The organism is Streptomyces sp. URMC 126 (assembly GCF_051386555.1).
Lineage (GTDB): Bacteria > Actinomycetota > Actinomycetes > Streptomycetales > Streptomycetaceae > Streptomyces.
On sequence record NZ_JBPQTX010000100.1, the window covers coordinates 1 to 21,997 of the forward strand.

Genomic DNA, 21,997 nt, shown 5'->3' on the forward strand with positions numbered 1-21,997 from the left:
GTGGTCGTCGGGGCGGGGGGCGCGGGCGTCCTCGTCGCGCGGCGGCGCCGCCTCACACCACCGGCATAGCCGTCAGGCCCCCGTCCGCCGACAGGAAGACGCGGTTGCCCGAGCCGACGAGCCAGGGGGAGACGCTGCCGCGCCAGGTGTAGGACCAGAGGGGTTTGCCGGTCCGCTTGTCGAGGGCCAAGGCGGCGGACTTGGTGCCGCCCGTGGCGATCCAGAGGGTGCGGCCCTGGACGGCGGGGGCGGTGAGGGGCGGGTAGGAGCCGTCCTCCAGGTCGTGAGTCCACACCGTCGCGCCGGTGCGGCGGTCGAGGCAGTACAGGCGCGGGGCGTCCACGGCGTAGAGGAACGAGCCGTCGACGGTCGGGGCCGACCAACCCTGGTAGGAGGACTTGCCGCCGGAGACCGTGGCGCTGACGCGGTAGGAGGCGGAGGGGAGGGACCAGAGCTTCTCGCCGTCCTCCAGGCGGTGGGCGGCGAGGGTCTTGCCGCCGAGGTACACCATGTCGTCGCGGACGGCGGGCTGGACCGCCTGGTGGGCGTCGGGGCGTTGGGCGGTCTTCCACACGGTGCGGCCGGTGGTGGCGTCGAGGGCGTGGACGGAGCCCTCGCTGCCGTGGACGACGAGGCGGTCGCGGCCGGTGGCCACCAGGGCGGGTTCGCCGTGGGACGGGGTCCGGTCCGGGTGGGGGACGGTCCAGCGGACCGTGCGGGAACGGAGGTCGAAGGCGCCGAGCCGGTCGGGGCGCATGGCCGCCGCGCCGTCCACGAAGTACACCCGTTCGCCGTCCATGGCGAGGACGTGGTCGGCGTCGACGGCCGCGCTCCAGCGTTCGTCGCCCGTGGCGGCGTCCAGGCCGACGAGCCGGCCGCGGTCGAACGGGGCCGCCACGATGCCGGAGCCGCCCGCGAAGCGGCCGTACGGCTCGCTCTTGGCCTGCCACTTGGGCGTGCCGTTCCGGACGTCGAGGGCCGTCACGCCGTCGCCCGTCATGGTGACGACCAACGCGCCGACGGGCAGCGGGGCGGGGGCGAACGGGAAGGTCGTGACCGGCCCCCACAGCTCCGCCGGCGGGCGGCCCTCCTCGTACTGGCCGGTGGTCAGGGGTTTCGCGTCCCAGGGCCGGGGCGGGGGCGCGGGATCGCCGGTGAGCGCCTCGCGCCCGGACGCTCCGCCGTCGCGGAGGAACCACCACGCGCCGGTGCCGCCCGCCGCCGCCACCGTGGCGCCGCCCGCCACGAGGGCGGTGACGAGCCGACGGCGTGAGAGGCCGGGGCCCGGGGCGGCCGCGGTGGTACCGGTGAGCGTGGCCAGCTTCCGGGCCTCGGTCTCGCGCCGGGTGACGTCTGCGGCGAGGGGGCCGCGGCGCCAGACGCGGTCCGCGCCTCTCGGCGGGGCCATGGCGGTGACGATCAGCGCGGGCTGCGGGCGGTGCTCCGGCTCGCGGGCCAGGCAGGGCGCGATCAGGGCGTGCAACGGTGCCGTCAGGCCCGCCAGGTCCGGCTCCTCGTGGACGACCTTGTACTGGACGGACGCCACGTCCGTACCGTCGTATGCGCGGCGGCCGGTGGCCGCGAAGGCCAGCACGGCCCCCAGCGAGAACACGTCACCGGGCGGTCCGACGCGCCGGCCGAGCACCTGCTCGGGGGCGCCGTACCCGGGGGTGACGGGGTTGGTGCCGGTCGTGGTGAGGGTGAGGCCGTGCTCGGGGCGGGCGATGCCGAAGTCGATGACGCGCGGGCCCGAGGACGTCAGGACGATGTTGGACGGCTTGATGTCGCGGTGCACGAGGCCGGCGGCGTGGATGTCCCCGAGGGTGCGCGCCAGGGCGGCGCCCAGCGCCCTGACCCCCGCCTCGTCGAACGGCCCGTGCCGCTCCACGGCCTCGGTCAGGGTCGGCCCGGCCAGGAACTCGGTGGCGATCCACGGCCGTCCGCCCTCCGTCCACGCCCCCAGCACCCGTGCCACGCCCGCGCTCGTCACCGCCTGCGCGGCCTGCGCCTCGCGCACGAAGCGCTGTGCCATGTGGGGGTCGTGGGCCATCTCCGGGTGCAGCACCTTGACGGCTGCCGTGGCCCCGGCCGCGTCCCGGCCGAGGTACACCTTGCCCATGCCGCCCGCGCCGAGCACGCCGACGAGACGGTAGGGGCCGAGACGGAGGGGGTCGCCGGTGGCGAGGGGATCCATGGGGTGACGGCCTGTCCGAGCGAGGAGGGGTGGCGCACACGAGGTCGCCTCTTGCGCCGCCGATTCTCCAGGCGGGCGTCCGGAGCCGCGCAGGCGGGGGCACGTGGGCGGTGGCGCGCGGGCAGGGGCGTCCCCCCGGCCGTCACCGCGCGATCGAGAGGACGACGAACCACGTCGCCATCAGCATCATCAGGGCGGCCATCCAGGCCAGCGGTGCGTTCTCCCGGCGGGAGACCAGCCCCCAGGTACCGAGGAAGGCGGCGGCGGGAGCGCCGAGGACCGGCGTCCAGAACACGACGTTCTGACCCGCGGCCGTGCAGATCATCTGCGTGTCGCCGGTGCCGCACCCGTCGCTCGCCATGACGGAGAGGGGCAGGGTCGTGAAGGTGAACGCGGCGAAGAGCCACAGGGCCACGCCGCCGAGCATCTTCAGGAGAGCCGTGCCGGCGCTCGACGCGCCGTCCGGCGCCTGGTGGGTGTCGGCCGATGTCATGCCCGTCACGCTACGAGCGGGGAGCCGGCCCGGGCATCCGTACGGATGCCTGACGGCGGGGGCTTCGCGTGAGTACGGGTACTCAGGCGCCCGGATTCCTCCGGCGGCGCACCACTCACAGGACGGGCACGCTGCCGCCCTCCATCTGTACCGCGATGGTGTCTTCCGTGCTGCGCCCGTTGTCGGCGACGGTGACGACGGTGACGTGCGTGTCCTCGCCGTGGCCGGCCACTCCGTCCATCTCCCGGACGACGTCGCCCTGTTCGCTCCGGCGGCGAACGCGACGCGACGGCTGCCGTCCGCCCGCCGCTGCGCCGGCTCTCGGGCCCGTACGACACCCGCCTCCCTAATCCGGTGGGCGGGGCACTGACAGGAGAGGCCGTGGCGGGAATCGAACCCGCGTAACTCGCTTTGCAGGCGAGCCCCTCAACCACTCGGGCACACGGCCGGGTTGTACCGACGCCACGACCATAGGCGGGGCCGCCCGACCCGTTCAACGGTGTCCGGGCGGCTGTCACGCAGCGGTCACACGCCGTTCATGAGGGGGCCGGGCTGCGAGACCAAAAAGTCAGTGGTCGGTCGCCAGGAAGTCCTCGACGATCGGGCGGAACATGTCCGGTTCGTCGACCCAGGGGTAGTGGCCCACGCCGTAGAGCGTGCGGACCTCGGTGCGGGTCGCGGCGGGGAAGGAGGCGGCGACGAGTTCGCCGGCGCGGACGCCGGTGATGGCGTCGCGGTCGCCGGTCAGGACGAGGAGCGGGAAGGCGGCCGAGCGGAGGTGTTCGAGGAGGGCGCGGCGGGCCGGTTCGTCGACGCCCTGCCAGAAGGCGATGCGGGGGACGGGGTGGAGCTGGCCGTCCTCCGTGGCGGCGTGGGCCCGCTGGGGCTCGTCCCAGCGGCCGTAGCCCATGGGGGCGGCGCGCCGGAGGAGGGCGCGGGCCTCGGTGAAGTCGTGGGTGTCGGCGAGGGAGTGGACGGCGACGTAGGCGTCCACCCACCAGTCCTCCGTGGCGCGCGACTCGAAGATCTCCTCGGCGTCCGTGGGGAGTTCGCCCTGGAGGCGGGAGCCGGGGGCGACGAGGACGAGGTGGCTGACCCGGTGCGGGTAGAGGGCGGCGTACGCCTGGGCGGTGGCGCAGCCGGCGTCGTGGGCGAGGAGGGCGAAGCGGTCGAGTCCGAGGTGGCCGCGGAGCGCCTCGACGTCCTCGGCGAGGGCCGGGAAGGCGTAGCCGCGCGGATCGTCGGCCGGCGGTGAGTCGCCGGTGCCCCGGCTGTCGGGGACGACGAGGGTGTGGCGGGCGTTCAGGCCCCCGAGGTCGCCCAGGTACGCCGCGTCCCGGCCGGGGCCGCCGGCGAGGCAGACGACCGGCGGGCCCGGGGCGTCGGCGGTGCGCGCTTCCAGGACGCGGTAGGCCAGTTCCGCCGCGTCGTACGAGACGTAACGTGCCGAGTGAGCTGCGTGAGCCGCCATATGTCCACCATGCCCCGAAGGTCCGTTGATCCAGAAGTCATTCAAGCCGGATCTGCCCGCTACCCCAAATTCCGCTTATGATTCCGGCGTGTTCGACTCGCGGCACATCAAGACGTTCCACGCGGTGGTCCAGGCCGGTTCGTACTCCGCCGCCGCGCGGGTGCTCGGCTACACCCAGCCCGCGATCACCCAGCAGATGAAGGCCCTGGAGCGGTCCGTCGGGACCCCGCTGTTCACCCGGGTCGGCCGCCGGATGCGGCTGACGGAGGCGGGGGAGGCGCTGGCGCGCCACGCCGAGACGATCCTGGACACCCTCACCGTCGCCCAGCAGCAGATGAGCTCCCTGACCCGGCTGCGCGCCGGGCGGGTGCGGGTCTGTGCCTTCCCCAGCGCCGGCGCCACCCTCGTGCCGGAGGCGCTGGCCCGGCTCGCCGCCGACCACCCCGGCGTACGGGTCGAGCTGCTGGAGGGCGAGCCGCCCGACTCCCTCCGGCGGCTGGTGCGCGGCGAGTGCGACATCACCCTCGCCTTCACCTACCCCGGGCTGCACGACGAGGTGTCCGACGAGCTGGCGGAGATCCCGCTGCTGGAGGACCAGCTGACCGTGCTGCTCCCCGTCGGGCACCCGCTGGCCCGCCGCCGCGCCGTGGGGCTGGCCGACCTCGCCGAGGAGCGGTGGATCGCCGGCTGCCTGCGCTGCCGCACCAACTTCCTGCACGAGTGCGCCGAGGTCGGCTTCGCCCCGGACATCGCCTTCACCACCGACGACAACCTGGTCGTGCAGTCCCTCGTCGCCGAGGGGCTGGGGGTGGCGATGATGCCGGGGCTCGTGCTGTCGTTCCTGCGCCACGACCGCGTCACCGGACGTCCGCTCGATCCCGCCTCCCGCCGCCGGGTCTCCGCGTACGTCCTCCGCGATCACCTGCGCGTCCCCGCCACCGCCCTGGTCCTCGACGAGCTCAAGGCCGCGGCGGCGCGGCGGGAGGGGTGCTGAGCGGGCGCCCGAGGGCGTCCGCCGTCGGGCCCCGCCCGGCGCGTCCGCGCGATCCATAAGCGGAGGTTGGCACCCGGCCAACAAACTGTCGTTGGACGTGATGGATCACGGCCCCGACGCTGCCCGTATGACCACTCCTACCGCAGCCCCGACGACCGCCCGCCTCCGCGGGCTCATCGACGACGTCCGGGAGGCAGTGGGCCGCGGCCTGCCGCCGGACACGACGGCCTACCTCGTCGGCGAACGCCTCGCCGCCCACCTGGGCGCCGACGACCTGCTCACCCCCGAGCAGTGCGAGGGCGACCCCGAGCGCTACCGCCAGCACATCCTGCACGCGGAGCCGGACGGCAGCTTCTCCCTCGTCGCCCTGGTGTGGCTGCCGGGCCAGCAGACGTCCGTCCACGACCACGTCTCGTGGTGCGTCACCGGCGTCCACCAGGGGGCGGAGAGCGAACGCCGCTACCGGCTCGTCCCCGACGGCACGAGCTGCCGGCTCGTCGCCACCGAGGACGTCGTCAACGCGCAGGGCGACGTCTGCGGCTTCGCGCCCCCCGGGGACATCCACCGGGTGCGCAACGCGTGCTCGTCCACCGCGATCTCGATCCACGTCTACGGAGCGGACATCGCACGGCTGGGCTCCAGCGTGCGGCGCGTCTACCGGCTGCCCGCCGACGAGCTGTGACGGGGGAGGAGAGGCCGGCCCGCCGGGAGGAGCGGTCGGCCCGGACGGACGCGGTGAGTCACTCACATAAGCTGCGGAGACCGCGCAAGACGGACCAGCCGGGCCGGTCGGGACATTCCGATCCGTCGGGTCGGTCCGTATGGCCGGACGGGCCGGAAGGGCCGCAGGGACCGGACGGACCGGAACAGGAAGGGCAGGGAGAGCAGCCGTCATGGCGGTGATCAACGCACGGCCGGGCGGCGCCCGCACCGGAACGGCCGCCGCGCCCCCCGGCAAGCTCCCCGGTCTGGCCATGGCGGTCCTCGGGGTCGCCCTCGCCTGGGCGGCGCACCGGCTCGTCCCCGCCGTGCCCATGCTCACGGCGGCCGTGGTGCTCGGCATCGCCGCCGCCCACCTGCCGGGCGTCAAGGCCCGGGTACGGGGTGCCGGCCGGCCGGGGCTGACGCTCGCCGGGAAGCGGCTGATGCGCGTCGGCGTCGTGCTCCTCGGGCTGAAGCTGAGCGTCGGCGACGTGCTGGGGGTCGGCTGGGCGACGGTGGCGATGGTGCTCGTGGTCGTCACGGCCACCTTCTTCGGCACGCTCTGGCTCGGCCGCCGGCTCGGGCTGCGCGGCGACCAGCCGCTGCTGATCGCGACCGGTTACTCGATCTGCGGCGCCTCCGCGATCGGGGCGGTCAGCGAGGTCTCCGGCAGCGACGAGGAGGACGTCGCCACGTCCGTCGCCCTCGTCACGCTGTGCGGGACGCTCGCCATAGCCGTACTGCCGCTGCTGCACCACCCGCTGGGGCTGGACGACACGCAGTTCGGGCGCTGGGTCGGTGCCGGTGTGCACGACGTGGGGCAGGTGGTGGCGACCGCGCAGACGGCCGGTCCGGCGGCGCTCGGCGAGGCCGTCCTGGTGAAGCTGATGCGCGTGGCGCTGCTGGCGCCGCTGGTGGCGGCCGTCGCCGTCTCCGTGAGCCGGCGGAGGGCCCACGCGCGGGCGGCGGCGGCCGTGGAAGAGAGCGCCGGGGAGGGCGCCGGGAAGGGAACGGCCCAGGGGAAGCGGCCCCCGCTCGTCCCCCTCTTCGTCGTCGGCTTCCTCGCCATGGTCGCCGTGCGCAGCACCGGGGCCGTGCCGGGCGGCGTGCTCGACGCCGCGCAGCACGCCCAGGAACTGCTGCTCGCCGCCGCCCTGTTCGGGCTGGGCAGCGCGGTCCACCTGCCCTCGCTGATACGGACCGGGGGGCGGGTCGCGGCGCTCGGGCTGTGCTCGTGGGTGGTCATCGCGGGGGTGTCCTACGGGGGCGTCCTGCTGACGGCGTGACGGGCCCTGGGCCGACGGCGGTGCTCCCTGCCTGCCCGCCCGCCCGTAGCCGGGGCCGGTGTGGCTCAGGAGGTAGGGCGAAGGGATGAGGACGAACCCGTTCCGGAGCCAGAGGCGGTTCCGGACGCCCCTCCCTACGCTGCCTGACATGAGCACCGCCGACTCCATACCCCCTCCGCCAGGCACCGCTTCCCCCGCTTCCCCCTCGTCGCCGCCTTCCGGTTCCTCCTCCGCTTCGCCGCCCGCGCTCCCGCCGGACGACGAGGGCGGTGTGCTCGGCCGCCGCTACCGGGGTCTCACCTTCGGCATCATCTCCGTCATCTCGCTCATCGCCTTCGAGGCCAGCGCGGTCAGCACGGCCATGCCCATCGCCGCCCGCGCGCTGGACGGCATCGGCCTCTACGCCTTCGCGTTCTCCGCCTACTTCACGGCGAGCCTGTTCTCCATGGCGCTCTCGGGGGAGTGGAGCGACCGTTCCGGGCCGCTCGCGCCGCTGTTCACCGGTATCGCCGCGTTCGGCACCGGACTGGTCCTCGCCGGCTGCTCGCAGGACATGTGGATGTTCGTGGGCTCCCGCTTCGTGCAGGGGCTGGGCGGCGGCCTGGTGCTCGTCTCGATGTACGTGGTCGTGGGCCGCGCCTACCCGGAGCGGCTGCGGGCGAAGATCCTCGCCGCGTTCTCGGCGGCCTGGGTGGTGCCCGTCCTGGTCGGTCCGGTGGTCGCGGGGTCGGTCGCCGAACGGCTGAGCTGGCGCTGGGTGTTCCTGGCGATCCCGGTGCTGATCCTGCTGCCGCTGCTGATCATGCTGCCGGCCCTGCGGAAGCTGCCGCGGGACGACCGGGGCGGCGCCGTGGACCGGCGGCGCGTCCTCCTCGCGCTGGCCGTCGCCGGCGGCGCCGGGCTGCTCCAGTACGCCGGCCAGGACCGCACGTGGATCGCCCTGGCCCCGGCCGCCGCCGGCCTGGCGCTGCTCGCGCCGTCCATCGTCCGGCTGGTGCCGAAGGGCACGTTCCGGGCGGCGCGCGGGCTGCCGTCCGTGGTGCTGCTGCGCGGCGTCGCGGCCGGCGCGTTCCTCGGCGCGGAGAGCTTCATCCCGCTGATGCTGGTCACCGAACGCGGCCTGTCCGCCACGGCCGCCGGCCTCTCCCTGACCGGGGGCGGACTCGCCTGGGCCCTCGGCTCGTTCACCCAGAGCCGTTCCGGGCTGGAGCGGCACCGGCAGCGGCTGATGGGCCTGGGCATGGTGCTCGTCGCGGTCTCCGTCGCGCTGGTGCCGCTGGTGCTGGTCGACGGCGTGCCGGTCTGGCTGGTCGCCGTCGCGTGGATCATCGGCGGCTACGGCATCGGCCTGACGATCTCCAGCAGCGGCATCCTCGTCCTCTCCCTGTCCCGCCCGGGCGAGGAGGGCGTCAACTCCGCCGCCCTCCAGCTCTCCGACGCGCTCGGCAACATCGTCCTCGTCGGCGCGGGCGGCGTCCTCTTCGGCGCCTTCGGCGGCGGGACCGTGGCCACGGAGGGGGACGCGGCCGACACGGCGGCCCCGCCCGCCGCCTTCGTCTCCGTCTACGTGACCCTGGCGGCGGTGGCCCTGGCCGGCGCCTGGATCACGACCCGGCTGCGGCCGGCGGAGGGCGAGGCCACCGGCGGCCGGGTGACCGCCTCGGGCGGGGCCGAGGCGATGGGCGGGGCCGAGGCGACGAGTGGTGCGTAGCCGACGAGCGGTGCGGCGCCGATGGGCGAAGCGGCGCCGATGAGCGGTACCGACGCGCAGAGCGACGCCGGGCCGAAGAGTGCCCTCAAGCCGAAGAGCGACGACCGCGGGAGCGGCGCCCCCGCCCGGAAAACCGGTACCCCTCCCGCCCGCCGCCCCCAGCGTTCGGGCATGTCCCTGAACCTCCGCCTCGACGACGACCGCGCGTCCGCGCTGCGCGAGCACGCCCGCCGGGAAGGCGTCGGCCCGCACGCCGCCGTCCTGCGCGCGGTGGACGAGTACCTGTCCGCGACCGACCGCCGGGCGCGCGTCCGGCGGACGGCCCGGCAGCAGGCGGAGATATGGCGCGAGCTGCCGGACCGGCTCAAGTGGGGGCCTACGAGGCGGCCGGGACCGCACAAGCCACCGAGGCCACCGACGTCACGGGCGCCGAGACCGACTACCTGACGTTCGAAGACACCCTCGTCGTCGGCTGCGCCTGTGCCGGCGACACCGAGGTCGTCGTCCGCGACGCCGGAGGGCCGGCGTCCGCCGTGCACCGCCCGGCGGCGGAGATGTACGGGCAGGAGGTGCACCCCGACCTGGTCGACAGGGCCGCCGCGCTGCTCCGGGGGCCGGCGGTCAACCACCCGCTGGCCGACGGGAACAAGCGGACCGCCTCGCTGTCCTGCGTGTCGTTCCTCGCCCTGCACGGCGTGGAGCTGCGCCGGGACGTCGACGCCGCCGGGCGGCTCGTCCTCGACGTCACCACCGGCCGCGAGCGGGACGTGGCGGAAGTCTCACGGCGGCTGCGGGAGCTGCTCGCCGGCTGACGGCCGGGGGCCCGCCGCCCGTTCCCACCAGGGCTCACCGAACCGATCCGGAAACCATCCGGAACCGTCCGGAACCGGTCGAGACCGGCCGGGACCGTCTGGGTGCCCGCGCACGCGGACGGTCCCGCCCCGGCCCCCGGTAGGCTGACGCGGTTGTCGTTTACCGATTTCTCAAGGCCCCGATCCAGCCGACGGAGACCGTGACTACCACCACAGCCAACCACCACCTCTCGCCCGCCTTCCCCGGCCGGGCCCCCTGGGGTACCGCGAACAAGCTGCGCGCCTGGCAGGAGGGCGCGATGGGGAAGTACATCCAGGAGCAGCCGCGCGACTTCCTCGCCGTCGCCACCCCCGGCGCCGGCAAGACCACCTTCGCGCTCACCCTCGCGTCCTGGCTGCTGCACCACCACGTCGTCCAGCAGGTGACCGTCGTCGCCCCGACCGAGCACCTGAAGAAGCAGTGGGCGGAGGCCGCCGCCCGCATAGGCATCAAGCTCGACCCGGAGTACAGCGCGGGCCCGCTGGGCCGCGAGTACCACGGCGTCGCCGTGACGTACGCGGGTGTCGGCGTACGCCCGATGCTGCACCGCAACCGTTGCGAACAGCGCAAGACGCTCGTGATCCTCGACGAGATCCACCACGCGGGCGACTCCAAGTCCTGGGGCGAGGCGTGCCTGGAGGCGTTCGAGCCGGCCACCCGCCGGCTCGCCCTCACCGGCACGCCGTTCCGCTCCGACACCAACCCCATCCCGTTCGTCACCTACGAGGAGGGCAACGACGGAATCCGGCGGTCCGCCGCCGACTACACCTACGGCTACGGCAACGCCCTCAACGACGGCGTCGTCCGCCCGGTGATCTTCCTCTCCTACAGCGGCAACATGCGCTGGCGCACCAAGGCCGGCGACGAGCTGGAGGCGCGGCTCGGCGAGCCGATGACCAAGGACGCGATCAGCCAGGCGTGGCGCACCGCGCTCGACCCGCGCGGCGACTGGATGCCGAACGTGCTGCGGGCCGCCGACCGCCGGCTCACCGAGGTCCGCAAGAGCATCCCGGACGCGGGCGCCCTCGTCATCGCCTCCGACCAGGACTCGGCCCGCGCCTACGCCAAGCTCCTCCGGGAGATCACCGGCGAGGGCCCGACCGTCGTCCTCTCCGACGACTCGGGGGCGTCGCAGCGCATCGACGACTTCTCGGCGGGCGACTCCCGCTGGATGGTCGCCGTCCGCATGGTGTCCGAGGGCGTGGACGTGCCCCGGCTCGCCGTCGGCGTCTACGCGACGACGATCTCGACGCCACTCTTCTTCGCGCAGGCGGTCGGCCGCTTCGTGCGGTCGCGGCGGCGCGGCGAGACGGCGTCGGTCTTCCTGCCGACCATCCCCATGCTGCTGGGCTTCGCCAACGAGATGGAGGTGGAGCGCGACCACGTCCTCGACAAGCCCAAGAAGGAGGGCGAGGAGGACCCCTACGCCGAGTCCGAGAAGGAAATGGCGGAGGCCGAGAAGCAGCAGGACGAGGACACCGGCGAGCAGGACATGCTGCCGTTCGAGGCCCTGGAGTCGGACGCGGTCTTCGACCGGGTGCTGTACAACAGCGCCGAGTTCGGCATGCAGGCCCACCCCGGCAGCGAGGAGGAGCAGGACTACCTCGGCATCCCCGGGCTGCTGGAGCCGGAGCAGGTGCAGCTGCTGCTCCAGAAGCGGCAGGCGCGGCAGATCGCGCACAGCAGGCGGAAGCCCGACGAGGAGGCCGACCTGCTGGAGATGCCGGCCGAGCGCCGGCCCGTCGTCACCCACAAGGAGCTGCTGGAACTCCGCAAGCGGCTGAACTCCCTGGTCGGCGCCTACGCGCACCAGAGCGGCAAGCCGCACGGCGTGATCCACACCGAGCTGCGCCGCACCTGTGGCGGGCCGCCGAGCGCCGAGGCCACGGCCGGGCAGCTGAACGAGCGCATCAAGAAGGTGCGCGAGTGGGCGACGCGCATGAAGTGACCTGACGGTCCGGGCGCCCGCGGAGGGGAGCACGACGACCGGAACACCGGTCGTCTCTTGCTCAATTACTCTGCGCGGCGCCCGGATTGTGGGCAGACTCTTCCGGAGAGCGGACCGGCTCGCTACCGTGCCGGTCACGTACACGCCCCGTGGCAGCGCCGCCGCGGAGCGCGGCCGGTGGTATGCGTCAAGGAACGTATGCGTCAAGCGACCCGGCGGCCTCTCTCGCGCGCTGCCGGACGGGACCGGAAGCGCAACCCCACCGCGACGAGAGCCCGCCTTTCATCGGAGGAGGGGGCGTCGTGACCGCGGAGACTTCGCAGACGCTCGACAGAGGACTGCGTGTCCTGAAACTGCTCGCCGAGACCGATCACGGGTTGACCGTCACCGAGCTGGCCACCCGGCTCGGGGTCAACCGCACGGTCGTCTACCGGCTGCTCGCCACCCTGGAGCAGCACGAACTCGTCCGACGGGACATCGGCGGCCGGGCCCGCGTCGGGCTCGGCGTCCTACGACTCGGACGTCAGGTCCACCCCTTGGTCAGGGAGGCGGCACTGCCCGCGCTGCGGGCCCTGGCCGAGGACGTCGGGGCGACGGCCCATCTCACGCTCGTCGACGGCGCGGAGGCGCTGGCCGTCGCCGTCGTCGAGCCCACCTGGACCGACTACCACGTCGCCTACCGCGCCGGGTTCCGACACCCCCTGGACCGCGGCGCGGCCGGCCGGGCGATACTCGCCGCCCGGGCGGGCGAGGTCGACAACCCCGGATACGCCCTGACCCACGGCGAACTGGAGACGGGCGCCAGCGGCGCCGCCGCTCCGCTGCTCGGCGTGAGCGGCATCGAGGGCAGCGTCGGCGTCGTCATGCTCACCGACGCCGTGCCGCACCGGGTCGGGCCCCGGGTGATGGAGGCGGCGAAGGAGGTGGCCGACGCGCTGAGGTGAGGCGGCGGCCCTCTCGGGGGTGTGGCGGGGCGCGCCGTCACGGCAGTGGCGAGGGTGAACTAGATTCGCGGTATGCCACTTCCGTCTCCGTTCGCGTGGTCCCGCCGCACCCGCGCCCTCGTCCTCTGCGCCGTGCCCGTCCTGGCGCTGCTGGTGACCGCCGCGTTCGCGCCGCTGCCGTTCACGATCGCGCGACCCGGCTGGACGGTGAACGTCCTCGGCGACCACCAGGGCAAGCCGGTGATCACGCTGAGCGGCGCCGAGGCCCGCCGGACCAGTGGCCAGCTGCGCATGGTCTCGATCATCGCGACCGGGCCGGACGCGGAGATCACGCTGCCCGAGGTGGCGTCGGACTGGTTCCGCACCGACCGTACGGTCATGCCGCACGACTCCGTCTTCCCGCCCGGGAAGTCCGACAAGGAGACGGAGGAGCACAACGTCGAGGAGATGAGGAAGTCCCAGGACTCGGCGGTGCGGGCCGCTCTGCGGTACCTGCACCGGTCGCCCTCCGACGTGCGCGTCTCCCTCAGCCTCGGTGACATCGGCGGGCCCAGCGCCGGGCTGATGTTCACGCTCGGGATCATCGACAAGCTCGACGGGGACGGGCGGGGCGGCGACCTCACCGGCGGCCGGACGATCGCCGGGACCGGCACGATCGACCCGGACGGGACGGTCGGGCCGGTGGGCGGCGTCGGGCTGAAGGTGCAGGCCGCCGGGCGGGACGGGGCGGGGGTGTTCCTGGTGCCGAAGGCGCAGTGCGCGGAGGCTTCGGCGGGGGCGCCTGCCGGCTTGCGCCTTGTTCCGGTACGGAAGCTTGGGGACGCGGTGGAGTCGTTGCGGGCGTTGGCGTCCGGGGGGTCGGTGCCGCGTTGTTGACGCGGTGGGGTCCTCAAACTCCGGACGGGCTGAATAGGGCGCCCACTCCAGCCCGTCCGGCGTTTGAGGACAACCGCGCGGAGCGCGGTTTCGGGGGTGCGGGGGCGCAGCCCCTGTAAGAAACGGGAAGGGGCGGGACCGGGGCCAACTCACCCCGCCGCGGCGGCGATCACCGCCACATCGCCGCCCCCGGCCGCCTCCGCCACCGCCCGGTGATCGAAGGCGATCAACGGATCCCCCGTCAGCGGATGCTCGACAACAGCCGCCCGCACCCCGAACACCTCAGCCAGCAACTCCGGCGTCAACACCTCCCGAGGCGGCCCCGAAGCCACCACAGCCCCCTCGTGCAACACATGCAACCGATCGCACAGCGAAGCCGCCGCATTCAGATCATGCAAGGACAGCAGCGTCGTCCGCCGCTGAGCACGCAACAGAGCGAGCAGCTCGACCTGATGCCGGACGTCCAGATGGTTCGTCGGCTCGTCGAGGACGAGCACCTGAGGGTCCTGGGCGAGCGCCCGGGCCAAGAGCACGCGCTGCCGCTCACCGCCCGAGAGGGCGGAGAAGGACCGGCCTCCCGCCCCCTCCAGCCCCACCCGCCGCAGCGCGTCCGCGACCGCCTCCGTGTCCGCGCGGTCCTCGCCCGCGAACGCCCGCTTGTAGGGCGTCCGCCCCATGGCCACCACCGCGCGGACGGACAGCTCGAAGTCGCTGCCGCGTTCCTGCGGCAGCGCCGCCACCCGCCGCGCCGCCTCGGGGGCGGACAGCGAGCGGATGTCCGTCCCGCCCACCAGGACGCGTCCGGCGTGCGGCTTGAGGTAGCGGTAGACCGTGCGCAGGACGGTGGACTTGCCGCTGCCGTTCGGGCCGACCAGGCCCGCGATCTCGCCGTCCTCGGCCAGCAGGTGGACGCCGGAGACGATCGTCCGCCCGGAAAGGGCGACCTCCAGGTCCTCTATGGCGATGCGCATACGCGGCTTATCCCCTCTCCAGGCGGCGGTCCAGCAGGTAGAGCAGGGTCGGGGCGCCGATCAGGGCGGTGACGACGCCCACCGGAAGCTCCTGGTCCGGCAGGGCCGTCCGTGCGACCAGGTCGACGACCACCAGCAGCACGGCCCCGAACAGGGCGGCGATGGGCAGCAGCCGGCGGTGGGCGCCGCCGACGACCATCCGGCACACGTGCGGCACCATCAGCCCCACGAAGCCGATCGCCCCCGACACCGATACCAGCACACCCGTCAGCACACTGGTCACGACGAACAGTTCACGGCGCAACCGCCCCACGTCGACGCCCAGGCCGGCCGCCGTCTCGTCGCCCATCAGCAGCGCGTCCAGCGCCCGTGCCCGGGCCAGCAGCGCCGCCAGCCCCAGCCCGACGGCCACCAGCGGCGCCGTCAGCGTCGACCACTGCGCGCCGCCGAGCGAACCCATCAGCCAGAACAGCACCCCGTGCGTCTGCTGGTCGTCCCCCGCCTGGAGCACCAGGTAATGGGTGAACCCGGACAGGAACTGCCCGATGCCCACCCCCGCCAGCACCAGCCGCAGCGGCGAGAAGCCGCCGCCGCGCCGGGCCATCGCCCACACCAGGGCGAAGGACGCCAGGGCCCCGGCGAAGGCGGCGGCCGACAGGCCCAGTCCGAACGCCCCGCCGGCCCCGGCCCCCAGCACGATCGCGGCGACCGCCCCCAGCGACGCCCCGCTGGAGATCCCCAGCAGGTAGGGGTCGGCGAGGGGGTTGCGGACCAGCGCCTGGGTGGCCGTCCCGACCAGCCCCAGCCCCGCGCCCACCAACGCCGCCAGCAGCGCCCGCGGCACCCGCAGCCGCCACACGATCAGGTCGTGGGTACCGGGCGCGAGACCGTCGCCCGTCACCCCCCGCACCACCGCCGACCACACGTCGCCCACCGGCACCCGGGTCGACCCCAGACACACCGAGGCGACCAGTGCCACGACCAGCACGACGACCAGTACACCGGCCACCAGGAACGTCCGCGGCTCGCGCTCGCTCTCCCGTTCCTCCGCGGCCACCGCGAGCGTCGCCATCTACTTGACCCGGTCCGGGTGCAGGACGTGCGCGATCTCCCGCACGGTGTCCGCGCTGCGCACACCGGCGATCGTCGTCCGCTCGGATCCGATGCGCAGGAAACGGCCCTCCTTGACGGCCTTGAGGTCCTTCGTCGCGGAGAAGGACTTCAGGAAGTCCTCCGCCTCGTCGAACGCCTTCCGGTTGGCCTCCTCGTCGCCCCGGTTGCGCACGGCCAGCTGGATGAAGTCCGGATTCTTCGCCACCACGTCCTCCCAGCCGACGGGCTTGAAGTCGCCGTCGCAGTCGGCGAAGACGTTCCGGCCCCCGCCCTGGGTGATGACGGCGTTGGCGACCTGCCGGTTGCACACGGCCATCGGCTGCTTGGTGCCGGCGTCGTAGTCGAAGAGGAAGTACGACGGCCGCTTGTCCTCGGGAACGCCCTTGAGCGCGTCCCGGACCCCGTCCGTCTTCTTCCGCATGTCCGCGACGAGCTCGGCGGCCCGCGCCGAGGTGCCGGTGACGCGGCCGAGCTCCTCGATGTCCGACTCGATGCCCGACAGGTCGGTGCGCGGGGACGTGGCCTTGGCCGCGCACGCCGTCGACTTCAGGTAGATGTGCTTGATGCCGGCCGCCTTGAACTCCTCCGGGTTCGGCCCGTGGGCGGCACCGCCCATGTTCCGCGCGGAGGAGAACGAGTCGATGTAGACGTCCGCGCCCGAGGCCAGCATCTTCTCCTTGGGGATCACGGTCTTGCCGAGCACGGGCACCTTCGCCGCCTGGTCGGCGAACCGCGGCGGCACGGCCCCCTTCCCGGGCGGGAAGCCCGTACCGACGACCCGGTCGCCGGCACCGAGCCACAGCAGCAGCTCCAGGGCGGCGGCGTTGCTCGTCACGATCTTCTTGGGAGCCGAGTCGAACGTCGTCTTCGACCCCGCGCAGTCCGTGACGGTCACGGGGAAGCCCTTGCCCCCCGAGCCGCCCGACGCGCCCTCCTTCCCGGCCTCCCCGCCGTTACCGCCGCCGCCACCGCCACAGGCCGTCGCCGTCAGGGCCACCGCGGCCAGCACACCGCACCACGCACGAGGGCGCATGAGAAACACTCCAGGAGGTCGTTCGGGCGGGGACCGCTGGTGCGGGCCCTGACCAGTAGTCGGCCCGCGCGCCGGTCGGGTTCCCGGCGGAGGCCGAGATGTGCGGCATAGGGTGCGGATGATCACGGGCCGCCCGACGCCGAGCCGTCACGGACGGTACGGAGTACCGACCCATATCGGCTGGACCGACCCGTACCGAGCTGTCACCGGCCGCCCGACACCGCCCAGCACCAACACGCACCGCCCAGCACCGACCAGCACCGACCAGCACCGACCAGCACCGACCTGTGAGGATCACCGATGCCGGACCGCCCCGCCACCACCCCCGACCAGCTCCAGCCCATGCCCACCGACTGGCGGCGCGCCCTCGCGGTCGTCGCCCACCCCGACGACCTCGAATACGGGGCCTCCGCCGCCATCGCCACCTGGCTCGACGAGGGGCGCACCTGCGCCTACCTCCTGGCGACCCGCGGCGAGGCGGGCATCGACACCCTGAGCCCCGCCGAGGCCGGCCCGTTGCGCGAACGCGAACAGCGGGAGAGCGCCGCCGCCGTGGGCGTGGACACCGTCGAGTTCCTCGATCACGCGGACGGCGTCATCGAGTACGGCACCGCGCTGCGCCGCGACATCGCCGCCGCCGTCCGCCGCCACCGCCCCGAGCTCGTCCTCACCCTCAACCACCACGACACCTGGGGCGGGGTCGCCTGGAACACCCCCGACCACCGGGCCGTCGGCCGGGCCACCCTGGACGCCGTCGCGGACGCGGGCAACCGCTGGATCTTCCCCGAGCTCGTCGACGACGGCCTCACCCCGTGGAACGGGGTGCGCTACGTCGCCGTCGCCGGCTCGCCGCGGCCCACCCACGCGGTGGACGCGAGCGCCGGCCTCGACCGCGCGGTGGCGTCGCTGCTCTGCCACCGCACGTACATCGAGGCGCTGACGGACGAGGAGCCCGAGCGCTACTGCCGCACCTTCCTGGAGGGCAACATGGCGGCGGCGGGCGAGCGCTTCGGGGGCCGGCCCGCGGTCGCGTTCGAGCTCTTCGGGCGGTGAGGCGGGCGGCACGGGCCGCGGCCTCTCACACCTTGCGGTAGGTCCGGGCGTCCTCCGCCGCCGCCAGCACGGCGGCGAGGTCGCCGCCCGCCGAGGCCGTCACCACGGCGGCGACGGCGCCCTCGACGAACGGGGCGTCCACCAGCCGGACCGGCGCCCCGGCGTCCGTCAGCTCACCCCCGCCGAGCAGGGTCTTCACCGTGAGCACCGCGCTGCCCATATCGCAGAGGACCACCACGCCCGCCCCGGCCCCGGCCTCCGCGACCGCCGCCCGGACCAGCTCGGCGCTCGTCCCGACGCCTCCGTCGGGCAGCCCGCCGGCGAGCGCGACGGGCGCCGGATCGCCGGTCCCCACCAGCACCGCGGCGAGCCCGGCCGTGGCGGCGGCCAGTTCGCGGCTGTGCGACACGAGGACGACGCCGACCCGGGCGGGGGCCGGGGGACGGACGTCCGAGACGGAGGACGCGCCGGACGCGCCGGAGACGCCCGGTGCGTCCCGCGGGCCTTCCACGGCCCCGCCCGAGGACGCCGCTCCCGCCGCCTGGCCGCCGTCCGTGGCGCCGCCGGCATCGGCCCGGCGCCCGTCCGGGGTCTCCGGGGTCTCCGAGGGCCGTACGGCCGGGGCGAGTTCCGGATCCGTGGCCTCGTACAGCGCCGTGACCAGCAGCGCGGAGGAGGCCGCCCCCGGATCCTCGTGGCCGACGCTCCGTTCCCCCAGGTAGCTGGCCCGGCCCCGCCGCGCGCGGAGCGGTACGGTCGCCTCCGCGCCGTCGACGGCGGCCCGGGCGGCGGCCCGCAGCGCCGCCGTCACGTCGTCGCCGTCGGCGAGGGCCGCGGCGAGGGCGTCGGCGGCGGGCTGGAGGGCGTCGACCATCGTGGCGTCCCCGGGCGCGGAGTCGCCCAGCCGGCGCACACTCCGCACGGCGGCGGCAAGCCCCTGCCCCAACGCCTCCGGAGCCACCACGGCGTCCTCGCCCAGCACCTTCCCCATCCGCCGGAACACCGTGCCGAACAGCGGCCCCGACGCCCCGCCCACCGTGTTCGTCAGGTGCGCCCCCACGGCGGTGAGCAGCGCCCCCGGAGTCTCCGCCGCCACCACCGCCTCCGCCTCGGCGGCGGAGGAGAAGCCCCGCTTGAGGTTGGCGCCGTGGTCCGCGTCGCCGATGGCGGCGTCCAGCTCGGTCAGCCGGTCGGCGGAGGCGACGACCACCTCGACGGCACGGCCGAGAAAGCGGCGGAAGAAGGCGAGGTCAAGCGGAACGGTGGTCATGCGCGGCTCCTTGCCCGTCACGAACGGCTGCGTCCCGGCCCAGCGTAGGCGCGCGCCCCGGGCGCGACGCGGGCGCGGTGCGCGCCGGGTGTCGTGCCGGACGGAGGTACGGGCGCGGTGACGCCGGCGCGCGAGGCCAGCCGTCGACACCTCGGGGCTCCGGTCGGTCGTCGTGTCAGCCGTCAGGGGGGGTGCGGGTCTTCTAACGGACGGTGATGTGATAGGTGAGAGTGCGCAGAACACCGGGGGAGTGGCACCGTTCCTCGGGGTTTCCGCAGCGATTGGCGAAGACGAGGTCCGTCTTGCCGGGCTTGAGGGCTTCGTAGGTGAAGTAGACGGTGAATCCGCTGCCGTCGCTCTCCCTTTCCTCCTCGGTCTGGTGCGAGCTGCTGCCCACCGACCGGACGATGCCGCCGGGCGGCTGGGCCGCGGCAGGTTTCCATTCACGGTGGGCCGAGACGTTGCGCAGCACGGCGATCGAGAACCGTTTGCCCTGGTCTACGGCGGCCGGGCCCTCGACGCGGTCGAGGGGTTCCTTCATGAGCGGTTCCACGGTGTACACAGTGCCCAGATGATTCTCGCCCCCGCTGCCGCAGCCTGTGAGAGCGAGCAGGGCGAGAGCGGCGGTGGCGGCGGCTATCCGCATCCGGCGGTGCATGAGACGGTCTCCTCGACAGCGGCAGATGGCATACGGCAGAGATGTTTACCGGGGCGGGTGATCGGCGTATGCCTCGGGGAGAGTGTTTCCGGACGCCTTGTTCGTGCGGCGGGGTTACGCGCGCACCCCTCAAACCCCGGGCAGCGCCCGCAACTCCAGCCCGTCCGCCCGGATCGCATCCGCCGTGACCAGCGCCTGTTCCGCCGTCACGTCCGTCATGAAGACGAAGGGCGGGATCACCGGCGGCGCGGGCAGGGTGTCGGGGGAGAAGGTGAGGCAGACGAGGCCTTCCAGGCATCCGCGGAATCGGGTGAGGTAGAGCGTCACCTCGCCGCTCAGCTCCAACGAACCGGCCGAGAGCGTCAGTTGGCCGTCCGCCGCCACCCGCGTGCCCGGCCCGGGTGCCCCGCCCGCCCGTTCGTCCCGCGTCCGCAGCCGGTACCGCGTCAGTGACGCGGCGCGCATGCGCAGGACGATGACCTTGAGCCGCCCCTTCGCCGTCGGCAGGCGTTCCACCCCCGCCAGGGTGAAACCGTGGGGTGCGAAGCGGGCGGCGGTGACGGACGGGGGAGTGGCGGCGGCGGTGAGCCGCGCGTCCGGCCGCCGGGGGGACGCCTCCGCGCGGTGCGGTGGCGGGGCGAGGACGACCGCCAGCAGGACGGCCGGGAGGGCGACGGCGAGCGTACGGTCCCCCCGCGGCGTCCAGCCGAAGCCCATCGCGCTGCCGGCGATGCCGAGCGCCATGCCCACCAGGAACCCGCCCAGGTTGGTGGCGGCGAACGACAGCACGGACAGGATCAGGGCGTTGACGCTGACGTAGTGCCGCGCCGACGGCACGAACCACAGGAACAGGCCCGCCGCGATCAGCGCCAGCCCGATGCCCAGGGCGGCCAGTCCGCCCAGTCCGAGGCTCACCAGCACGGTCACCGGTGACAACGGGATCACCAGCAGCTCGGCCCCGCCCAGGATGAGCAGGGTGCCGGCCCAGAAAGGCCGGGTCCGCCGCCAGGACCGGAAGCGGCGGCGGAGCGGCCCGTGCGGAAGCCGCGCCGACGCCGGGCGCCTCAGAAGCACTGGTCGCCGTCCAGGTTCACCTGGAGTCTGAGGCCCTTCAGGTGGAAGTTCCCGCCGGTGGCGGACCAGGCGTGCGACCGGACCCCCGCCACCGTGACCTTCCCCGCCTGGAGCCCGAACGCGCCCGCGTCCCCCTTCACGCCCGGCACCTGGTCGAGCGTCGACGCGTCCCGGCCGATCTGCGCCGTCCCGAACTCCGCGTCGCCGACGAGGTCCTCGCCGTCGATGACCAGGTCACTGGCCGTCACCTCGCCGGCCCGCCCGCCGGCCGTCAGCTTGAAGGTGACCTTGCCGAGCGGGGTGGGCACGGACGCGGCCTGGCAGATGTCGGTGAGCCGGGCGTTCCCGATGCCGAGCAGCGCCACCGGATGCCCCGTGCCGTCGGCGGACCGGTCGGTGTGCACGTACGAGGCCAGCCCGTCGCTGGTCAGCCGGCCGGACGCGACCTGGAAGTGCGTACCGGAGACGGCGAACGAGGCCGCCAGCACACCCTGCGCCATACCCGTGGCCATCGCGCCCACCGCGAGCACCGCCGGCAGCGCGACCAGGGCGGACCGCCTCCAGGCGGTACGGCCCTCCGGAAGATTTCGGTCTGATCCGCTCACTGCTTCCTCCCGCGACTCAGGGAAGTGCGTGATGTGCAGGCGGTGCCATACTGCGGATGTCCCCGTGGAGTTGGAGACTAGGGCCGATTTTGAACGATAGTCAACAGCGCGGAAGCGACCGGGCGCAGGCGCGCCGTGCCGAACTCATCGCCGTCGGGCGGAAATTGTTCGCCGACACGTCCTACGACGCCCTGTCCATGGACGACATAGCGCGGCACGCGGGCGTCGCCAAGGGCCTGATCTACTACTACTTCGGCAGCAAGCGCGGCTACTACCTCGCCATCATCGAGGACGCGGTCGCCGAGCTCATCCAGCGCGCGGGCTCGACCCACGACCTGCCGCCCGTCGAGCGCGTCCGCCACACCGTCGACGGCTACCTCCGCTACGCCCGGCACCACCAGGCCGCCTACCGGGCTGTCGTGACCGGCGGTGTCGGATTCGACGCCGACGTCCTCGCGATTCGCGACCGCGTCCGCGAGCAGCTCCTCACCGCGATGGCCCGGGCGGCCTGGGGGCGCACCGACCTCCCGCCCGTCGCGCGCACGGTCCTCGTCGGCTGGCTGGCGTCGGTCGAGGGCGTGACGCTCGACTGGCTCGCGCGCCGCGAGCCGCCCCGGCACGTGGTGTGCGCCCTGCTGGTACGGGCGTTGGGGGACGCCTTGCGGACGATCGAGGAGTACGAACCGACGTGCCCGGCGCCGGAGCGTACGCAGTTGTGAGGGAAGCGAGGTGAGGGGCGGGGCAGGGGC

General features: G+C 74.1%; 22 protein-coding genes, 1 tRNA gene and 1 pseudogene. 11 read left to right on the plus strand and 13 right to left on the minus strand.

From position 1 onward, the window contains the following. Nucleotides 1–52: 52 nt before the first annotated feature. The 5 genes from ACSNOK_RS14745 to ACSNOK_RS14765 all read right to left on the minus strand — a co-directional run bounded on the left by ACSNOK_RS14745 (nucleotide 53) and on the right by ACSNOK_RS14765 (nucleotide 4,158). Nucleotides 53–2,194, minus strand: coding sequence for a protein kinase domain-containing protein (locus ACSNOK_RS14745; protein ID WP_436781108.1), 2,142 nt, complete (start codon nucleotides 2,192–2,194; stop codon nucleotides 53–55). Nucleotides 2,195–2,336: 142 nt separating this feature from the next. After that, a complete protein-coding gene (locus ACSNOK_RS14750) occupies nucleotides 2,337–2,687 on the minus strand; it encodes a hypothetical protein (protein WP_436781109.1) in 351 nt (116 codons plus the stop codon). Between the two features lie 115 nt (nucleotides 2,688–2,802). After that, entirely contained in the window at nucleotides 2,803–2,928 is a 126-nt protein-coding gene (locus tag ACSNOK_RS14755) for a hypothetical protein (protein WP_436781110.1), read from the minus strand. A gap of 135 nt (nucleotides 2,929–3,063) precedes the next feature. Further along, nucleotides 3,064–3,135, minus strand: a tRNA-Cys gene (locus ACSNOK_RS14760). Between the two features lie 120 nt (nucleotides 3,136–3,255). Beyond that, entirely contained in the window at nucleotides 3,256–4,158 is a 903-nt protein-coding gene (locus tag ACSNOK_RS14765) for an alpha/beta fold hydrolase (RefSeq protein WP_436781111.1), read from the minus strand. An 88-nt stretch (nucleotides 4,159–4,246) separates the two neighbouring features. On the opposite strand from ACSNOK_RS14765, the gene ACSNOK_RS14770 reads away from it, so the two are divergent. The 9 genes from ACSNOK_RS14770 (at nucleotide 4,247) to ACSNOK_RS14810 (ending at nucleotide 13,471) form a co-directional block, all read left to right on the plus strand. Further along, nucleotides 4,247–5,152: a LysR family transcriptional regulator gene (locus ACSNOK_RS14770; RefSeq protein WP_436781112.1), complete on the plus strand. Its 906-nt coding sequence runs from the start codon at nucleotides 4,247–4,249 to the stop codon at nucleotides 5,150–5,152. A gap of 127 nt (nucleotides 5,153–5,279) precedes the next feature. After that, complete coding sequence (locus ACSNOK_RS14775; protein ID WP_436781113.1) at nucleotides 5,280–5,834, plus strand: cysteine dioxygenase; 555 nt, start codon at nucleotides 5,280–5,282, stop codon at nucleotides 5,832–5,834. Nucleotides 5,835–6,045: 211 nt separating this feature from the next. Beyond that, on the plus strand, nucleotides 6,046–7,140 hold the full coding sequence (locus ACSNOK_RS14780; protein WP_436781114.1) for a YeiH family protein: 1,095 nt from the start codon (nucleotides 6,046–6,048) through the stop codon (nucleotides 7,138–7,140). A gap of 148 nt (nucleotides 7,141–7,288) precedes the next feature. Next, on the plus strand, nucleotides 7,289–8,851 hold the full coding sequence (locus tag ACSNOK_RS14785) for an MFS transporter (protein ID WP_436781115.1): 1,563 nt from the start codon (nucleotides 7,289–7,291) through the stop codon (nucleotides 8,849–8,851). 171 nt (nucleotides 8,852–9,022) lie between these two features. After that, a complete protein-coding gene (locus ACSNOK_RS14790; protein WP_436781116.1) occupies nucleotides 9,023–9,298 on the plus strand; it encodes a CopG family transcriptional regulator in 276 nt (91 codons plus the stop codon). Further along, on the plus strand, nucleotides 9,220–9,663 hold the full coding sequence (locus ACSNOK_RS14795; RefSeq protein ID WP_436781117.1) for a type II toxin-antitoxin system death-on-curing family toxin: 444 nt from the start codon (nucleotides 9,220–9,222) through the stop codon (nucleotides 9,661–9,663). Before ACSNOK_RS14790 ends, ACSNOK_RS14795 begins: the two co-directional genes overlap by 79 nt. Nucleotides 9,664–9,863: 200 nt before the next feature. Beyond that, on the plus strand, nucleotides 9,864–11,651 hold the full coding sequence (locus ACSNOK_RS14800) for a DEAD/DEAH box helicase (RefSeq protein ID WP_436781118.1): 1,788 nt from the start codon (nucleotides 9,864–9,866) through the stop codon (nucleotides 11,649–11,651). 302 nt (nucleotides 11,652–11,953) lie between these two features. Beyond that, entirely contained in the window at nucleotides 11,954–12,595 is a 642-nt protein-coding gene (locus ACSNOK_RS14805) for an IclR family transcriptional regulator (RefSeq protein WP_004950572.1), read from the plus strand. A gap of 72 nt (nucleotides 12,596–12,667) precedes the next feature. Further along, nucleotides 12,668–13,471, plus strand: coding sequence for a hypothetical protein (locus ACSNOK_RS14810; RefSeq protein WP_436781119.1), 804 nt, complete (start codon nucleotides 12,668–12,670; stop codon nucleotides 13,469–13,471). Between the two features lie 149 nt (nucleotides 13,472–13,620). On the opposite strand, the gene ACSNOK_RS14815 is transcribed toward ACSNOK_RS14810, so the two are convergent. Genes ACSNOK_RS14815 through ACSNOK_RS14825 form a run of 3 tightly spaced genes read right to left on the minus strand, consistent with a single transcriptional unit; the run spans nucleotide 13,621 to nucleotide 16,588 of the window. Beyond that, nucleotides 13,621–14,442 carry an ABC transporter ATP-binding protein gene (locus ACSNOK_RS14815; RefSeq protein WP_436781120.1) on the minus strand — a complete coding sequence of 274 codons (822 nt, stop codon included), beginning with the start codon at nucleotides 14,440–14,442 and terminating at the stop codon, nucleotides 13,621–13,623. Between the two features lie 7 nt (nucleotides 14,443–14,449). Beyond that, on the minus strand, nucleotides 14,450–15,514 hold the full coding sequence (locus ACSNOK_RS14820) for a FecCD family ABC transporter permease (protein ID WP_436781121.1): 1,065 nt from the start codon (nucleotides 15,512–15,514) through the stop codon (nucleotides 14,450–14,452). Beyond that, nucleotides 15,515–16,588 carry an ABC transporter substrate-binding protein gene (locus tag ACSNOK_RS14825; protein WP_436781122.1) on the minus strand — a complete coding sequence of 358 codons (1,074 nt, stop codon included), beginning with the start codon at nucleotides 16,586–16,588 and terminating at the stop codon, nucleotides 15,515–15,517. It abuts the gene before it with no gap. Nucleotides 16,589–16,888: 300 nt separating this feature from the next. Here ACSNOK_RS14825 and ACSNOK_RS14830 point away from each other — a divergent pair, with 300 nt between their 5' ends. Then, a complete protein-coding gene (locus tag ACSNOK_RS14830) occupies nucleotides 16,889–17,641 on the plus strand; it encodes a PIG-L deacetylase family protein (RefSeq protein WP_436781123.1) in 753 nt (250 codons plus the stop codon). A 25-nt stretch (nucleotides 17,642–17,666) separates the two neighbouring features. Here ACSNOK_RS14830 and ACSNOK_RS14835 read toward each other — a convergent pair whose 3' ends face one another. The 5 genes and pseudogenes from ACSNOK_RS14835 to ACSNOK_RS14855 form a co-directional block, all read right to left on the minus strand. Continuing rightward, on the minus strand, nucleotides 17,667–18,152 hold the full coding sequence (locus tag ACSNOK_RS14835; RefSeq protein ID WP_436781128.1) for a PTS fructose transporter subunit IIA: 486 nt from the start codon (nucleotides 18,150–18,152) through the stop codon (nucleotides 17,667–17,669). Nucleotides 18,153–18,281: 129 nt separating this feature from the next. Further along, a pseudogene (dhaL, locus tag ACSNOK_RS14840) lies at nucleotides 18,282–18,911 on the minus strand (dihydroxyacetone kinase subunit DhaL); the annotation flags it as partial. Between the two features lie 202 nt (nucleotides 18,912–19,113). Further along, complete coding sequence (locus tag ACSNOK_RS14845; RefSeq protein ID WP_436781124.1) at nucleotides 19,114–19,569, minus strand: protease inhibitor I42 family protein; 456 nt, start codon at nucleotides 19,567–19,569, stop codon at nucleotides 19,114–19,116. Between the two features lie 129 nt (nucleotides 19,570–19,698). Continuing rightward, nucleotides 19,699–20,643, minus strand: a complete 945-nt coding sequence (locus ACSNOK_RS14850; protein ID WP_436781125.1) for a DUF6114 domain-containing protein — start codon at nucleotides 20,641–20,643, stop codon at nucleotides 19,699–19,701. Beyond that, a complete protein-coding gene (locus ACSNOK_RS14855) occupies nucleotides 20,634–21,248 on the minus strand; it encodes a DUF6230 family protein (RefSeq protein WP_436781126.1) in 615 nt (204 codons plus the stop codon). The genes ACSNOK_RS14850 and ACSNOK_RS14855 overlap by 10 nt, the downstream gene beginning before the upstream one ends. 89 nt (nucleotides 21,249–21,337) lie before the next feature. Between ACSNOK_RS14855 and ACSNOK_RS14860 the strand changes: the two genes are divergently transcribed. Beyond that, nucleotides 21,338–21,967, plus strand: a complete 630-nt coding sequence (locus ACSNOK_RS14860; protein ID WP_436781127.1) for a TetR/AcrR family transcriptional regulator — start codon at nucleotides 21,338–21,340, stop codon at nucleotides 21,965–21,967. Nucleotides 21,968–21,997 lie beyond the last annotated feature (30 nt).

Bases quoted from the DNA above. Each gene is read 5' to 3' on its own strand.
- ACSNOK_RS14745 (WP_436781108.1), bottom strand. From the start codon at position 2,194: ATGGATCCCCTCGCCACCGGCGACCCCCTCCGTCTCGGCCCCTACCGT.
- ACSNOK_RS14750 (WP_436781109.1), bottom strand. From the start codon at position 2,687: ATGACATCGGCCGACACCCACCAGGCGCCGGACGGCGCGTCGAGCGCC.
- ACSNOK_RS14755 (WP_436781110.1), bottom strand. From the start codon at position 2,928: ATGGACGGAGTGGCCGGCCACGGCGAGGACACGCACGTCACCGTCGTC.
- ACSNOK_RS14765 (WP_436781111.1), bottom strand. From the start codon at position 4,158: ATGGCGGCTCACGCAGCTCACTCGGCACGTTACGTCTCGTACGACGCG.
- ACSNOK_RS14775 (WP_436781113.1), top strand. From the start codon at position 5,280: ATGACCACTCCTACCGCAGCCCCGACGACCGCCCGCCTCCGCGGGCTC.
- ACSNOK_RS14780 (WP_436781114.1), top strand. From the start codon at position 6,046: ATGGCGGTGATCAACGCACGGCCGGGCGGCGCCCGCACCGGAACGGCC.
- ACSNOK_RS14785 (WP_436781115.1), top strand. From the start codon at position 7,289: ATGAGCACCGCCGACTCCATACCCCCTCCGCCAGGCACCGCTTCCCCC.
- ACSNOK_RS14790 (WP_436781116.1), top strand. From the start codon at position 9,023: ATGTCCCTGAACCTCCGCCTCGACGACGACCGCGCGTCCGCGCTGCGC.
- ACSNOK_RS14810 (WP_436781119.1), top strand. From the start codon at position 12,668: ATGCCACTTCCGTCTCCGTTCGCGTGGTCCCGCCGCACCCGCGCCCTC.
- ACSNOK_RS14815 (WP_436781120.1), bottom strand. From the start codon at position 14,442: ATGCGCATCGCCATAGAGGACCTGGAGGTCGCCCTTTCCGGGCGGACG.
- ACSNOK_RS14820 (WP_436781121.1), bottom strand. From the start codon at position 15,514: ATGGCGACGCTCGCGGTGGCCGCGGAGGAACGGGAGAGCGAGCGCGAG.
- ACSNOK_RS14825 (WP_436781122.1), bottom strand. From the start codon at position 16,588: ATGCGCCCTCGTGCGTGGTGCGGTGTGCTGGCCGCGGTGGCCCTGACG.
- ACSNOK_RS14830 (WP_436781123.1), top strand. From the start codon at position 16,889: ATGCCGGACCGCCCCGCCACCACCCCCGACCAGCTCCAGCCCATGCCC.
- ACSNOK_RS14845 (WP_436781124.1), bottom strand. From the start codon at position 19,569: ATGCACCGCCGGATGCGGATAGCCGCCGCCACCGCCGCTCTCGCCCTG.